Source organism: Mycobacterium sp. E2479, from assembly GCF_001667925.1.
Classification (GTDB): Bacteria; Actinomycetota; Actinomycetes; order Mycobacteriales; family Mycobacteriaceae; genus Mycobacterium.
The window spans coordinates 100,326-113,801 of record NZ_LZJR01000086.1 but is presented as its reverse complement, the minus strand read 5'-3'; the positions used below and the strand labels follow the sequence as shown (position 1 = coordinate 113,801).

The 13,476-nt window shown below is 64.4% G+C and carries 14 protein-coding genes; 8 read left to right on the top strand and 6 right to left on the bottom strand.

Going from position 1 to position 13,476, the window contains the following annotated elements:
- Positions 1 to 6 precede the first annotated feature (6 nt).
- Together A5686_RS12725 and A5686_RS12720 are read right to left on the bottom strand one after the other, a co-directional pair.
- A complete protein-coding gene (locus tag A5686_RS12725) occupies positions 7 to 411 on the bottom strand; it encodes a Zn-ribbon domain-containing OB-fold protein (protein WP_067934556.1) in 405 nt (134 codons plus the stop codon).
- Complete coding sequence (locus A5686_RS12720; protein ID WP_067934555.1) at positions 411 to 1,556, bottom strand: acetyl-CoA acetyltransferase; 1,146 nt, start codon at positions 1,554 to 1,556, stop codon at positions 411 to 413. The genes A5686_RS12725 and A5686_RS12720 overlap by 1 nt, the downstream gene beginning before the upstream one ends.
- Positions 1,557 to 1,645: 89 nt before the next feature.
- Here A5686_RS12720 and A5686_RS12715 point away from each other — a divergent pair, with 89 nt between their 5' ends.
- Genes A5686_RS12715 through A5686_RS12700 form a run of 4 tightly spaced genes read left to right on the top strand, consistent with a single transcriptional unit; the run spans position 1,646 to position 5,581 of the window.
- Complete coding sequence (locus A5686_RS12715) at positions 1,646 to 2,440, top strand: HpcH/HpaI aldolase/citrate lyase family protein (RefSeq protein ID WP_067934553.1); 795 nt, start codon at positions 1,646 to 1,648, stop codon at positions 2,438 to 2,440.
- Between the two features lie 48 nt (positions 2,441 to 2,488).
- The gene (locus A5686_RS12710) at positions 2,489 to 3,604 is read left to right on the top strand and encodes a TauD/TfdA family dioxygenase (RefSeq protein WP_067934551.1); all 1,116 of its coding nucleotides are present in this window, start codon (positions 2,489 to 2,491) and stop codon (positions 3,602 to 3,604) included.
- A 28-nt stretch (positions 3,605 to 3,632) separates the two neighbouring features.
- Entirely contained in the window at positions 3,633 to 4,712 is a 1,080-nt protein-coding gene (locus tag A5686_RS12705; RefSeq protein ID WP_067934550.1) for a hydroxyacid dehydrogenase, read from the top strand.
- A 44-nt stretch (positions 4,713 to 4,756) separates the two neighbouring features.
- Entirely contained in the window at positions 4,757 to 5,581 is an 825-nt protein-coding gene (locus A5686_RS12700; protein WP_064951552.1) for an enoyl-CoA hydratase/isomerase family protein, read from the top strand.
- A 34-nt stretch (positions 5,582 to 5,615) separates the two neighbouring features.
- On the opposite strand, the gene A5686_RS12695 is transcribed toward A5686_RS12700, so the two are convergent.
- The gene (locus tag A5686_RS12695) at positions 5,616 to 6,803 is read right to left on the bottom strand and encodes an amidohydrolase family protein (protein WP_067934548.1); all 1,188 of its coding nucleotides are present in this window, start codon (positions 6,801 to 6,803) and stop codon (positions 5,616 to 5,618) included.
- A 311-nt stretch (positions 6,804 to 7,114) separates the two neighbouring features.
- Here A5686_RS12695 and A5686_RS12685 point away from each other — a divergent pair, with 311 nt between their 5' ends.
- Positions 7,115 to 7,903, top strand: coding sequence for a TetR/AcrR family transcriptional regulator (locus A5686_RS12685; RefSeq protein WP_064951555.1), 789 nt, complete (start codon positions 7,115 to 7,117; stop codon positions 7,901 to 7,903).
- Here A5686_RS12685 and A5686_RS12680 read toward each other — a convergent pair.
- Complete coding sequence (locus A5686_RS12680; RefSeq protein ID WP_067934545.1) at positions 7,892 to 9,049, bottom strand: acyl-CoA dehydrogenase family protein; 1,158 nt, start codon at positions 9,047 to 9,049, stop codon at positions 7,892 to 7,894. The genes A5686_RS12685 and A5686_RS12680 overlap by 12 nt on opposite strands.
- Before the next feature lie 106 nt (positions 9,050 to 9,155).
- On the opposite strand from A5686_RS12680, the gene A5686_RS12675 reads away from it, so the two are divergent.
- Complete coding sequence (locus tag A5686_RS12675) at positions 9,156 to 10,175, top strand: acyl-CoA dehydrogenase family protein (protein WP_067934733.1); 1,020 nt, start codon at positions 9,156 to 9,158, stop codon at positions 10,173 to 10,175.
- Here A5686_RS12675 and A5686_RS12670 read toward each other — a convergent pair.
- Both A5686_RS12670 and A5686_RS12665 read right to left on the bottom strand, forming a co-directional pair.
- Positions 10,154 to 10,570, bottom strand: a complete 417-nt coding sequence (locus A5686_RS12670; RefSeq protein WP_067934544.1) for a PaaI family thioesterase — start codon at positions 10,568 to 10,570, stop codon at positions 10,154 to 10,156. The genes A5686_RS12675 and A5686_RS12670 overlap by 22 nt on opposite strands.
- A 38-nt stretch (positions 10,571 to 10,608) precedes the next feature.
- A complete protein-coding gene (locus A5686_RS12665; RefSeq protein ID WP_067934542.1) occupies positions 10,609 to 11,517 on the bottom strand; it encodes an enoyl-CoA hydratase in 909 nt (302 codons plus the stop codon).
- 126 nt (positions 11,518 to 11,643) lie between these two features.
- Between A5686_RS12665 and A5686_RS12660 the strand changes: the two genes are divergently transcribed.
- Both A5686_RS12660 and A5686_RS12655 read left to right on the top strand, forming a co-directional pair.
- Complete coding sequence (locus A5686_RS12660; RefSeq protein WP_067934732.1) at positions 11,644 to 12,729, top strand: dihydrodipicolinate reductase; 1,086 nt, start codon at positions 11,644 to 11,646, stop codon at positions 12,727 to 12,729.
- A gap of 44 nt (positions 12,730 to 12,773) precedes the next feature.
- Entirely contained in the window at positions 12,774 to 13,379 is a 606-nt protein-coding gene (locus A5686_RS12655; RefSeq protein WP_067934539.1) for a nitroreductase family protein, read from the top strand.
- The last annotated feature ends 97 nt before the right edge of the window (positions 13,380 to 13,476 follow it).

The following is a 13,476-nucleotide window of genomic DNA, read 5'->3' as shown; positions in this document are numbered from 1 at the left end:
GGGGCCCTACAGGCTTGCCGGGTGGAATACCGGGACGACGAACCCGTTTTCCCCCTCGCGGTAGGCGATCACCAACTCCATCTCGGCGCGGAGGTCTTCCACGCGGCAGTTCTCAACGACTGTCATCAGCCGGGGCCCCTCGGCGAGGTCCACCATCGCCAGCACGTAGGGCGTGCGCGCATCGAAGGGTGCGCCATTCTGATGGATGACACTCCAGGTGTACAGGCGCGCGCGACCGCTGGCCACCGCCAACTCGACGTCCTCACTCCAACAATGCGGGCAGAACGGCCGCGCGTAGAGGGAGGTCTGACCGCAGGACCGGCAGCCGTTGACCGTCAGCCTTCGGTCCTGGATGGCCGACCACCATGCTTGGCTGTCGGCATCGGTCGTGGGCCGATCAGGAGCCGTCACTACTGCCTCCCGAGAATCATCGTGGCGCTATGGGTGAAGAAACCACCCATCGCATGGACGCATGCCAGCCGGGCCCCGCTGACCTGGCGCTGTCCGCATTCTCCCCGCAACTGTCTGACCGCCTCGACCATCAGGAACATGCCCCGCATGCCGGGGTGGCACGACGCCAGGCCGCCGCCATCGGTGTTCGTCGGCAGCGCGCCCCCAGGGCGAAGGGCCCCGGACTCGATGAAGGACCCGCCTTCGCCCTTGGCGCAGAAGCCGAGGTCCTCCACGGTCAGCAGGACGGTGGACGTGAAGGAGTCGTAGAGCTGGCACACATCGATGTCGGCCGGGCGCACGCCCGCCTGCGCAAACGCCTTCGGGCCGGAGCGTGCCGCCGCCGACGTCGTGAAATCGGGCCACTGGCCCATGCTGACGTGCGACGTCGCATCAGCAGCACCGAGGATCCAAATCGGTTCCTTCGCGCAAGCTTTAGCCACCCGCTCGTTGGCGAGCACAACGGAGCCACCGCCATCGGTGCGCAGGCACACATGCTTGGAGGTAAACGGATCGGCCAGCATTGGCGCGGCGGCGACGTCTGCAAGGGTGATGCGGTCACGCTCAAATGCGTTGTCGGTCATGGCCGCCCACTCGTGGGCCGCCACGGCGACTTCGGCCAACTGGTCCACGGTGGTGCCGAATTCGATCATGTGCCGCCTGGCCGCCATCGCGTACTTGGCGATCAGGGTGGCGCCGTACGGCGCCTCGTACTGCAATACGCCGCCGGTGCCCAGTGCAGCAGCCGACCCGCGTACCCGGCGCTTGACGTCGGAACGGGCGGTCGATCCGTAGGTCAACAGAACGACCTCGATCTCGCCGGCCGCGATCGCGGCGGCGGCGTGCCCGGCCATCACTTCCCAGGATGATCCGCCGACATTCGTCGCATCGACCCAAGCCGGTCGCAGGCCGAGGTATTCGCTGACTTCCACCGGCGGCAGCAGCGTGCCGTGCCCGCCGAAGCCGTCGATATCGTGCTTGCCTAGGCCCGCGTCGGCGATGGCTCGGCGCGAGGACTGCGCCATCAGTGCCATCGCGGTCTTGTCGGGAACCCGACCGCAGTCGGAAAGAGCTGCACCCACGATCGCGACGCGGTTGGTCGGCATAGCTAATGGTTATCACATCATCGCTGCAGCCGATAATGCTCGTTGACGGAAATATGGAAACGCTATTCTCGGTCGGCTAACGTGGGCCTATGACGACAGCGCTGCGCGATGCGTTGCGAGGAGACGCACTTGTGCTGTGCCTGGCGCTGCTCAACACACGCACTCCCGACGTTCCGGCTGTCGCGGCGGCATGCGGGTATGACGCCGTGTACGTCGATCTCGAGCACACGTCGACATCCCTGGATACGGCGCAGATGCTATGTGTGAGCGCGCTGGGTGCCGGGATTTCCGGCCTGGTGCGAGTTCCTTCCCACGATCCGAGCGTTATAGCGCGGGTTCTCGATGGCAGCGCGGTAGGAATCATTGTGCCGCACGTTAATTCGAAAAAAGAAGCGGAATCCGTGGTTCGCGCCGCGAGGTTTCCGCCTATCGGTAATCGGTCAGTATCTGGCGCCAATGCGGTCAGCGGGTATCAACCACGACCGGCGCCGCAACTGGTGGAGTCGCTCGAACAACGCACGGTCGTGGCGGTGATGATCGAGACCCCGGAGGCCGTGGAGGCATCCGACTCCATCGCGTCGGTCGACGGCATCGACATGATCCTCCTGGGGCCGAGTGACTTGACCGCCGAAATGGGGATACACGGACAGTATGAGAATGAGCATTTCCACCGTGCAGTAGAATCGGTCGCGGCGGCTTGTCGTAGTCACGGCGTGGCGCTCGGGATAGCCGGAATTAAGTCCCTTGACCTGCTGAAGAGGTTCGTGGGACTGGGATTGCGATTTATCTCGGCGGGGACTGACATCGGGATGATGACCGAGGCGGCCACGACCCGCGCACAAGCGCTCCGCGGACTGGAGGGCCCATCACGGGAACCAGCTTGACGAATGACACCGATAGCCGAGGCGACGTCAACACATCAGGAGGACCGGATGCCGACAGCCATCTACACCAAACCCGTCACCGACCCAATGGCCTGGACCGGCGCCGACTTCACCAGCAAGGAAGATTTCGCGTTCGACCTGTCCGCCCGCAATGTGGCTGCGCTGGAATCGATCCTGGTTACAACCGCAAAAAAGGACCGAGATGACATCACGCCCGAGGACGCCCGGCACCCAGACCTCGACGACGATCTGGCGCGGCTCTACCAGGATTTGATGTTCGGCAAGGGCCTTGCGTGCGTGCGCGGATTTCCGGTCGAACAGCATCCGATCGAGGACCTCGAGCGCATCTACTGGGCATTCTGCACACACCTCGGATATCTCGTGTCGAACAACTCCTTCGGGCACCGGATGGTGCGCGTTCAAGAGGAGATCCTGCCCGGCGGTGTGCAACCCGCACGCGGCACCAAATCCCGCGCGGAACTGGCCATGCACAACGACGCCGCCGACATCCTGTCCCTGCTGTGCGTATATCCGGCGGCACAGGGCGGGGAGAGCCAGTTTGCGAGCGGACCTGCCGCGCACAACCGCATCCTGGCCGAACGCCCGGATTTGCTTGACGTGCTCTACCAAGGGTTTCCACATCACCGGCGCAGCGAACAACCCGACGATCAGCCCGACATCACGCCCTACGACGTCCCGGTCTTCTCGCAGATCGACGGACGAATCTGCATCAATTTTACCTACAGCAGCATCTTCCCGGCCATGCAGACCCTTGGGCGCGCGTTCACCTCGAAGCAACAAGAGGCCGTCGAGCTGCTGCGCAACGTACTCGTCGAGCAGCAGGTCGAATTCCGTTTGGAATCAGGCGAAGCGGCGGTGGCCAACAACTTCGCCATGTGCCACTCGCGGTCCGACTTCGTCAGTAGTAACGACCCGAAGAAAGCCCGCTGTTTCCTGCGCGCCTGGATGGAGGTCGCGCGCGAGGATCGTCGTCTGCCGATCGGTCGCGAGTATTTCCACATGGAAAACAAGGATCTGCGGCTGGGCTATGACGTGGTGCCCGGGCGCGACGGCGCGATCGCCCGTAATGACTACCGCAATGTAGACGTCGCGCTGGCTGACATGTTCAAGGCAGCCCAGGCCAAACCCAAGGCGCGGCCATGACCGGTGGCGTGACAGGCGCACAAGCTACATGACCGGCGCGCCACGACCGCGGTTGGTTGTCGAGCGGTGGACTGACCCCGCCGCAGGGGACATCCTCGAACACTCCGACATCGACGTCGTCAAACTCGATCTCAGCGCACCCGCCGAAACGGGTTGGGCCACATTGGAGTCAGCGCACGGCTATCAAGTTGCCACGCGAACCGATGTCGCGGCCGTGGCCGATGGCGCGCAGTGGCTGGCGGGAAAGGAGCTGATCGAGCGCTGTTCTTCCCTGCTCGCCGTCTGTTCGGCCGGGGCCGGATACGACGTCATCGACGTCGATGCCTGCACCCGCGCGGGAATCGCGGTATGCAACAACTCCGGCCCGGGGGCCGAGGCGGTGGCCGAGCACGCACTGGGATTCATGCTCGACCTCGCGAAGAAGATCACCGTCTCGGACCGGGCTTTGCGGGCCGGCCCCCTCGGAGATCGACTTGCCGTGCAAGGCAGTCAGCTACTCGGCAAGACGCTCGGTGTGATCGGGCTCGGCGCCATAGGGGGCCGACTCGTAGAGTTGTGTGCGCCATTCGGGATGGAGGTGCTGGTCTTCGACCCGTACCTCGACGATGCCAAAGCGCAAGGTCGCGGCGTGCGGCGGGTGACCCTTGCCGAGCTGATCGAGCGTTCGGACTTCGTGCAGGTGACCTGCCCATTGACGAGCGAGACGCAAGGGCTCATCGGCACAGCGCAATTCGCCGCGATGAAGCGGACCGCTTTTTTCATCACCACGGCGCGCGGGCCGGTCCATGACGAGGAGGCACTGCTCGACGCACTCGTCAGCGGAGGCATCGCGGGAGCGGGCCTCGATGTGTTCCACGAGGAGCCACCACGGCAGGACAACCCGCTGTTGCAGCTCGATAACGTCGTCGCGACGCCGCACACCGCGGGCATCACCGTGGAGGCGGCGCGGGACATCGCCGTCGCGACTGCGGTGCAATGGCAGACGATTTTCGCCGGCGCGATGCCGCCGCGCCTGCTGAACCCCGATGTCTGGCCTCGCTACTGCGAAAGATTTCACGACATCCTGGGTATCAAACCGACCGCTCGCGTCGCTGCCGCCGCAGAGTGAAAACAGCCCTCCCGCGGAGGCTTTGAGAGAAGGAGCCTGACCAGGTGACGCAGTACGACACGATCGAGGTCGAGGTTCGCGGTCACACCGCGTGTGTGACCCTCAACCGTCCCGAGGTGCTCAACGCGATCAACGACCAGATGATCGCCGAATTAGCCGTGGCCTATGCGGAAATCGAACGTTCGCAGGACATCTGGACGGTAATCATCACCGGTTCCGGCCGTGCCCTGTGCGTCGGGGCAGACGTCAACAAGGCCGCCGACCATGACATGGAGAACGCGGCGGGAATCGACAACCAGGGCGAGCCCATCCTGAGCTCGATGCGGCAGTGGGACGCACCGCAGGAGGCGACCCCGCCCTGGCTCCACATGACCAAGCCGATCATCTGCGCGGTGAACGGCATTGCCTGCGGTGCCGGCATGGACCTCGTGACTACGGCCGATATCACCGTCGCGTCTGAACGCGCGACGTTGATGGACCCGCACGTCAGTATCGGTGTGACATCCGGGCGCGAAGGGGTCAGGCTTGCCCGGATCCTGCCGCTGCCGGTGGCAATGCGGTTGATCTTGATGGGCAAGCACGAAAAGCTTGACGCGCAGCGTGCCTATGATTTGGGCGTCTTCACCGAGGTGGTCGCCCACGACGCGCTCATGGCGCGCGCGTGGGAGATCGCCGAGGTGGTGAATTCGAATGCACCGCTGGCGGTGCGGGGTTCACGAATGGCGGTGCGCAAGGGGTTGACGATGCCCATCTACGAGGCAGAGCTACTGGCCGAGAACTACCGGATGAAGGTGGCGCTGACGAAAGATGCCATCGAGGGGCCGCGCGCCTTCCTCGAGAAGCGTAAGCCGGAGTGGAAGGCGCTGTAGCGCTTAATAGCGGTTGGTAGCGCTTGGGCCGGCGCTACACCATCCCAAAGAACGTCTTCGCGTTGGTGGACAACACCTTTCGCTTGGTCGCCTCGTCGAGACCCTCCGTCGCCTTGTTGGCGACCTCCATGCTGTGCGGCCAGTTGGTGTCGTTGTGCGGGTAGTCGGTCTCGAACATGAGCTGGTCCTCGCCGACCAGATCGAGGATGCGAAATGCGACCGAATCACCGAAGGTGGAGAACCATACTCGGCCGGGCACTTGGGTGCTCGGCGGTTCGGTCAGCAGCGGGTGAATGCCACCCCAGGCGCGTCGGTCCTCCCAGACCTCGTCGACACGTTGCAGGTAGTAGGGGATCCAGCCCGCTTGCGCCTCGGCGAAGGCCAGCTTGAGGTCCGGGAACTGCCTGAGCTTGCCGGAGAACAGCCAGTCGACCATGGCGATGGTGCAGTTGACCGCCATCAGCGCGCTAGTGACGACGTGCGGCGAGTCCGGCGAGGATTTGGTGAGCGAAGAACTCGACCCGATGTGCAGCATGATTCCCACCTGGTTTCGTTCGCAGGCGGCGAAGAACGGGTCCCAGTAGCCGCTGTGAATCGACGGTAGGTCGAGGCGAGAAGGCAGCTCGGAAAAGCACACCGCGTGCATGCCACGGGCCGCCACCCTGTCGACCTCCTTGGCGGCCAGTTCCACGTCCCACAGCGGGATGATGCCGAGCGGGATCAACCGACCGTTGGAGCTGCCGCCCCACTCGTCGATCTGGAAGTCGTTGTAGGCCTCGACGCAGAGCCTGGCGAGTTCCTTGTCCTTGCCGTACAGGAAACGCTGGCCGCAGAAGCGGACGAGAGTGTTGGGGAAGCAGGCCGAGGCTTCGATGCCGGCGAGGTCCATGTCGGCGAGCCGGTCCGCGGGGCGGTAGCAGCCTGGGCGCATCTCGTCGTAGGTGATGGGATCGGTGCTCAGCTCGTCGAGCTCATAGCCGGCGGCCGCGCTGATGAGCGGGATCGGGATGACCGCGTCCTCGTAGTGCCAGATGTCCGCGTCGCGTCCCTCGTCGTCTTCGACGAACGCGACATCCGAAGTGACGCTCGGATCCATGCGGCCCCGGGTGCGTACGATCCGCGGCCCGATGTCCCTATAGCGCTCGGGCAGCCGGCTGGTCCAGAGATCGGCCGGCTCCACCAGGTGGTCGTCCGGCGAGACGATCAGGATATCTGCGCTCAACGCTGCACTCCTTCGACAACGGCCCACGACTTCAGAACGGGCATGATAGTTCCCGCAATCGAGAATGACCGTTTCCACGGTACCGCATCGGATCGGGTCGGAGTCGCCCGGCGCCTGATATGGCTTACCCATGCGGTGCCGACCGAGGCCGTCGTCGGAGGCGCGCTCGTGGCCCGGAGGGCCGACAGAGCGGTCGCGTGGTGGCGAGGAAGGGATAGGGCGGAAATCCGCACTTACATGCAGTGACAATCAACATACACGGGTAGGTAGATTGCGCATTTCTGACGGAGAACGCGTATTCTGGCCGCATTATGCCTACGAAGAAGCCCGCCGGTTCAGACGTCGAAACCGGCTTGGAATTGGTAGATACCGATGTCGAGCTGCCGGGTAGCTGGCAGCAGCGCACGATCGAGCGGCGCCTGAGCACCGCGAGGGCCCGTGCCCTGGCCCGCAGTTCGCGGTTTCTGGCCACCGCGCTGGAATTGGTGGAGGAGTCGGGCAAGGCCGACTTCACGATTCAGACACTCATCGACAGGTCCAATCTGAGCCTGCGGGCGTTCTACCAACACTTCGCCGGCAAAGAAGAACTCATGTTGGCGCTCTACGAGAACGTCACGAGTCAGTTCACCGAGGACATCCGGCAGGACGTTGCCGCGGCCGACGGCCCGATGGAGCAACTCGAGGCGTTCTGTCGCGGTGTCCTGTCGCGGGCAGAGTCGTCGGAAGCTGTCGGCGGCCGCGTCATGACCATCTACAACCTGAGCCTGGAAATCGAGCGTCCGGACGACTTCGCCAAGGTGTGGGAGCCCCACCTGAAGCTGCTGACGAAGATCATCACGTCGTGTGCCCGGGCGGGACTCGTGCGCACGGATCTGACCCCCGCGCAGCTGACCACGTTGCTGAACACCACTCTCACCGCGCTCGCTCAAATCGGCGTTTTTCATTTGGGCGGCAAGGGAACCAAGCTCACCGAGGATCAATTGTGGGCGTGGTGCAAACAAGCTGTGACACCGCCCGCTAACGACATCAAGGCCCGGCCCGCGCGCAAGGCGGGACCCAGTGCGTCGTCGGCTCGCCGGGTCAAGAAGCTAACGGGGTAGGCCGAGCCCGCGTTGGGCGATGATGGTGCGCTGGACCTCGCTGGTGCCCGCGTAGATCGTGGTGCCCAAAGAGAAGCGCAGTGAGTGGTCGAACCGACCGTGCTCAGGCGCGGTCGGTTCGAGATAGCTCCGAAGGCCATCTGGGCCCACGAGTTCGATGATGTCCTGGCTGGCGCGTTCAAGGGCCTCCGTGCTGAACACCTTGGACATCGGTCCCTCGGCCACCGGCATCTCGCCCTGCTCCAGCATCCACACGCAGCGCCGCTGCAACAGCATCGACACCTCGCTCTCGATGGCGACTCGGGCGAGCCGGCGCCGGACGTCTGCGTTCGCAATGGGACGCGAGCCGTCGTCGGACGTGGTGGTGGCCCAGCGTTCCGCATGGTGCAACAGCCGGATCAGGTGCGGGCCCCAGCCGGACGCGTGCTCATCCTGCAAGGACAGCCCGAGCACCTGCCAACCACCGTCGACTTCGCCGATCCGCCACTCGTCGCCGATGCGGACGTCGCTGTAGAAAGTGATGTTCGTTCGCTCTCCGGAGAGCGTCCATACCGCCTGTGCCGCAAAGCCGTTGGAATCACGCGGCACCAGGAACATCGTCAGGCCCTTGTGTTTGGGCTTATCGGGATTCGTCCGTGCGAGCAGGAAAATGTAGTCGGCGATGTGACCGTTGGTGGTGAACATCTTTGAGCCGTTGATCACCCAATCATCGCCGTCGCGGACGGCCTTGGTGGCCGCCGCCGCGACATCCGACCCGCACTCCGGCTCGGTGAAGCCGAGGGCGATGGTGATGTCGCCGTTGATCGCGCCGGCGAGGATGCGATCCTTCATTGGCGGGGTACCGATCTCGCGGATGATCGATGCCACCATCCTGGTCGTCTCGGAAAGGTACATCGGCGCGTCGAAGCGCATGAGTTCTTCTTTGAGAACCTGATCGTCCCATATGCCGCGGTCCTGTCCGCCGAGCTCGACAGGCCAGCACGGTGCGAAATAGCCCTTTTCGACGAGTGCTTTGGCGAATCCGTCGTCGTGTGCGACACCGCTCTGGTAGATCTGCTCCTCGAATTCGGGGGTCAATACGTCCCGCAGGTGCGCGCGGACGCCGTCCCGGTAGCTTGCGGAGGCTGCGTCGAGCTGAAAATGCATGTATGCACGCCAATCTGTAGTCGCGCGCGAATCGGGCACAGTGCGCGACAATGTTACTCTCAAATTTGAGAGTAACCATATCCGCGGGTGATTGGGACGGGTGATCGTGGACCTGAGCTTGACGGGCGAACAGAGGCAGCTGGTGGATTCGTTCGCCGCACTGTTGGCGCGCGAGTCGACCTCCGAGCGTGTGCGGGCCGCGGAACCGTCGGGCTTCGATCTCAAGCTGTGGAAGGCGCTGCTGGAGACCGGGGCAGTCGAGATGGCCGTCGACGAGGCGGCGGGGGGATGGGGTGCCTCGGAGTTGGAACTCGCGTTGATCGCCGAACAGTTCGGCAGGGCCATCGCGTCGGCTCCGATCATCGAAGGGCAGGTCGCCGCGCGATTGCTAGCCGCTTCGGGCGAGGCCGGTAAAGAGTTGTTGAGCACGGTCCTCGCCGGTGACCAACTGGTCACCTTCGCGCCTCGCGCCGGGTGCGGAGTGAAATTGGGACTGGTACCCGCCGGCGCGGTCGCAGACCATGTGATTGCCCTGGCCGAGGGGCGGCTGCTGGCAGTGCCGACCGGGAATAACAGCACCGCGGTGAGAAATCTCGCGTCAATGCCGCTGGCGGACATCGTGATTGGCCCTGAATCGCTCGTGCTCGCCGCCGGAGAGCAGGCACACGACCTGTTCTCCGGGGCGCTCGACCTGTGGCTGACACTGACCGCTGTCGCGCTGGCGGGTGCGGCCAGGAAGGCCGTGGAGATCGGTGTCGACTACGCCAAACAACGCCATGCGTTCGGGACGGCGATCGGCACCTTCCAGGCTGTGTCACATCCGTTGGCCGACAGCGCCACCGCCGCCGACGGAGCGCGGTTGCTCGGGCTGAAAGCGGCGTGCGCATTCGCCGACGAGCCGGACCGTGTTCGCGAACTGGCGGCCATGGCCTTCGCGTTCGCCTACGAAACCGCGCGCGACGCGACGCGCCGCAGCTTGCACATCCACGGCGGATACGGATTCGGTATGGAAGGCGACATCCAGCTCTACTATCGCCGGGTGCGGGGCTGGGCAATGGTTTTCGGCGAGCCCGCCGTCGCATTGGACCGAGTGGCCGACGAGCGCTACGGGGCCACTGCGGGTTGACCTGGATCTCGGCGCGCCAGCACCGCGAAGCTGAGCGTCGCGCGCGCCGCCAGCCGGTTTCGGCCGACGTCGTGAACGTCAACGCCGACGACTATCAACCGCTTGCCCGCGCGCACCAGCGTGGCGGTCGCGCGCGCCGGGCCTTCGACGATCGGAGCCAGAAAATGGATGGACATGTCAGCGGTGCCTGCACCGTCGGCGTCCCCGGCGTGCTTGACCGCCAGCCGCCCGCCAGCGATGTCGATGACTGTGGCGACCAACCCGCCCTGCAGCGCGCCGCGGATGTTCCTCAGGTCTGGACGGTTGTGCAGATCGACGACGACCGAGTCGTCGGTATCGACGACGTCGTAGAACGGCAACCCGGCGAAGAGGTGGCCCGCGATGGTGACGTTCATGGGTTGCGGCGTCGGTTCGGTGGGTGAAGCAATATCGGTCACGCGTCCGACCGCACCTTGTCCTTGACGGCCAGGACAACCGGGGGAGCCGTCCGCCAGTTCGGCACCCCCTGCTCCTCGCCCGCGGTGGGGAGTTTGTCCTCGCGGATCTGCGCCCAGTGGGAGTGGTTCAACTGGTGCAGGGCGAAGCAGGACTGCAATGCGTTGTAGAAGCCCATGTTGTCAACCGACTGGTTCACCGACTCCTTGATCAGCAGGGCCGCCATCGTCGGCACCTGTGCGATGCGTCGTCCCAAATCCAGGGTGCGCTCGGCCAGTTCGTCGCGCTTGAAGATCTTGCTGACCATGCCCAGCCGGTAAGCCTCTTCGATGTCGATTGCGTCGCCGGTGAGCATGAGCTCCTTCGTGCGTCGCGGACCGAATTCCCACGGATGGCCGAAATACTCCATCCCGCACATCCCCAACCGGGTGCCGACCACATCGGCGAAGCGCACCTCTTCGCTTCCGATGATGAGGTCACAAGCCCAGATCAGCATCAGCCCCGCGGAGAAAACGTCGCCGTGGACCTGGGCGATGGTGATCTTGCGCAGACTGCGCCACCGCAGATTGTTCTGGAAGAAGTAATGCCATTCCTGCAGCATGGTTCTCTCCGCGCCGTCGCGGGTACCGCCGTTGACGGTCACGGTCGGATGCTGGCCAGGCCCCGGGCTGAACTCGGCGCGAGCCTGTTTGGAGCCGATATCGTGACCGGACGAGAACATCGGGCCCTCGCCGGCGAGGATAACCACGCGAACGGTGTCATCGGCCTCGGCGCGCGCAAAGGCGTCATCGAGTTCGACAAGCATGCCGCGGTTCTGGGCATTGCGCTGGTCGGGGCGGTTCAACGAGATCCGAACAATCATGCCGTCGTCGAATGTGTCCCACTTCAGGAATTCGTACTCGCTCACCGCTCGCCTCTTTCTCGTCTGCTACTGGTAATGGTGTTATCAATATATGAGAAGTGATGTTCTCACAGTTCGGGTCCGTGTTGGCCGGAAGGGGTGCAGATGGCGGAAGGTCAGCGGAAGCCAAGGGTGATTCTGTGGGGTCCCGGCCAGGTCGGGGTCGGTGCGTTGCGTGCCCTCATCGCGCACCCAGGCCTCGAGCTTGCCGGCGTGGTGGTGCACGCCGAAGCCAAGGACGGCAAGGATGCGGGCGAGCTGTGCGGGATGCCCGCGACCGGCGTCATCGCCACCCGGGACATCGGAGCCGCGCTGTCGATGAAGGCGGACGTGGTGGCCTACTTCGCATCGGGTGACTACCGCTATCACGATGCCGCGCAGGACATCGCGCGCTGCCTGCGCGCGGGCAAGCATGTGGTGTGCACCTCGCTGGTCCCCATGTGCTACCCGCCGGCGGCCGACAAGGAAACGGTTGAACTGCTTGCGGCGGCGTGCGTAGAGGGCGACACCAGCTTCTTCAACAGCGGTGTTGACCCCGGCTGGGCGAACGACGTGATCGCGCTGACTATGACGGGCTTCAGTAGTCGTGTCGACCGCATCACGATGCTCGAGCTACTCGACTACGGTCCGATCAATCAACCCGACATCATGTTCGACTTCATGGGATTCGGGCACCCCCCTGACCACCCAGCACCGCTGTTCGACCCGGACCGTCTCGCCGCGTTGTGGGCACCCACTGTCCACCTGGTCGCCGACGGCGTCGGACTCCCGCTCGAGAGCGTCGAAACATCCATCGAAAAGTGGTTGGCAGCAGAGCGATACGAGGTTGCGTCTGGGTGGATCGAACCTGGGACCATGGGCGGCATGCGATTCAAACTCGCCGGAATGGTCAACGGAGAGGAACGAGTCGTGCTGGAACATGTCACCAGAATGGGAAAGGGGGCTGCGCCTGATTGGCCGCGGCATCCGTCACCGCACGGCGGCTACCGGGTCATCGTCGACGGTCTACCCACCTACACCGTCGACATCGAGATGCATGGTCGCGGCAACAACATGAGGGGCCTGACCTACGCGACCGTCATGCGCGAACTCAACGCCATCCCCGCGGTGATGGCCGCCCCGACCGGCTTGCTGTCGACGCTTGATTTGCCGCTGGTCACGGGCCCGGTGCGCGGCGCAACCTGGCGAGGCGTGCTGCCCGCGGGGGTGAAGGCGTGAGCGACAGAGTTCTCCCACTGGCGTCGGCGGACCTGTGGGAGGTCATGCGCACCGCGTCGGCCGTGCGGCGCTATCGTGACGATCCTGTCTCGGACGAGGTCATCGACACCTGTCTGCGTGCGGCGAGTTGGGCTCCGTCCGGAGGCAATCAGCAGCCGTGGAAATTCGTCCTCTTGAGGTCGAGCAGGGTGCGCGATCTGGTCACGGAGGCGGCCCACCGGACATGGGACGTTATGACCGAGTTCTATCGGATATCGGTGCCCGACAACGGGGCTGACGATCCCAAATCACGCGTTTTGCGAACGATGGCTGAGCACATGAGCGTTGGTGGTGCGGCCCCAGTGCTAGTGCTGTTCTGTGTCCAGCCACAGCGAGGAACCACTGAGCTACAGCAGGGGGGCTCGATCTTTCCCGCGGTGCAAAACTTCCTCCTGGCCGCTCGCGCACAAGGACTAGGCGCGGCGATCACCCTGTGGCACGGGTCTTGCGAGGACCAGCTGCGGTCCATGGTCGGCATTCCCGACGACTGGAAGATCGCAACCCTGCTTACGGTGGGCTGGCCCAAGGGCGGCCATCATCCGGTGCGGCGCAAACCGCTTAGCGAGGTCGCGGCGATCGATCATTGGGATCAACCCTGGAAGAAGATGTGACGGCGTCGGAAGCGTCGGGCCCGGCACTGATCGCTGCCGGGCTCCCCGATGCCCGGGCACCGCCGCGGTGCCTGCGGACGGCGATTGCGCTGTCGAG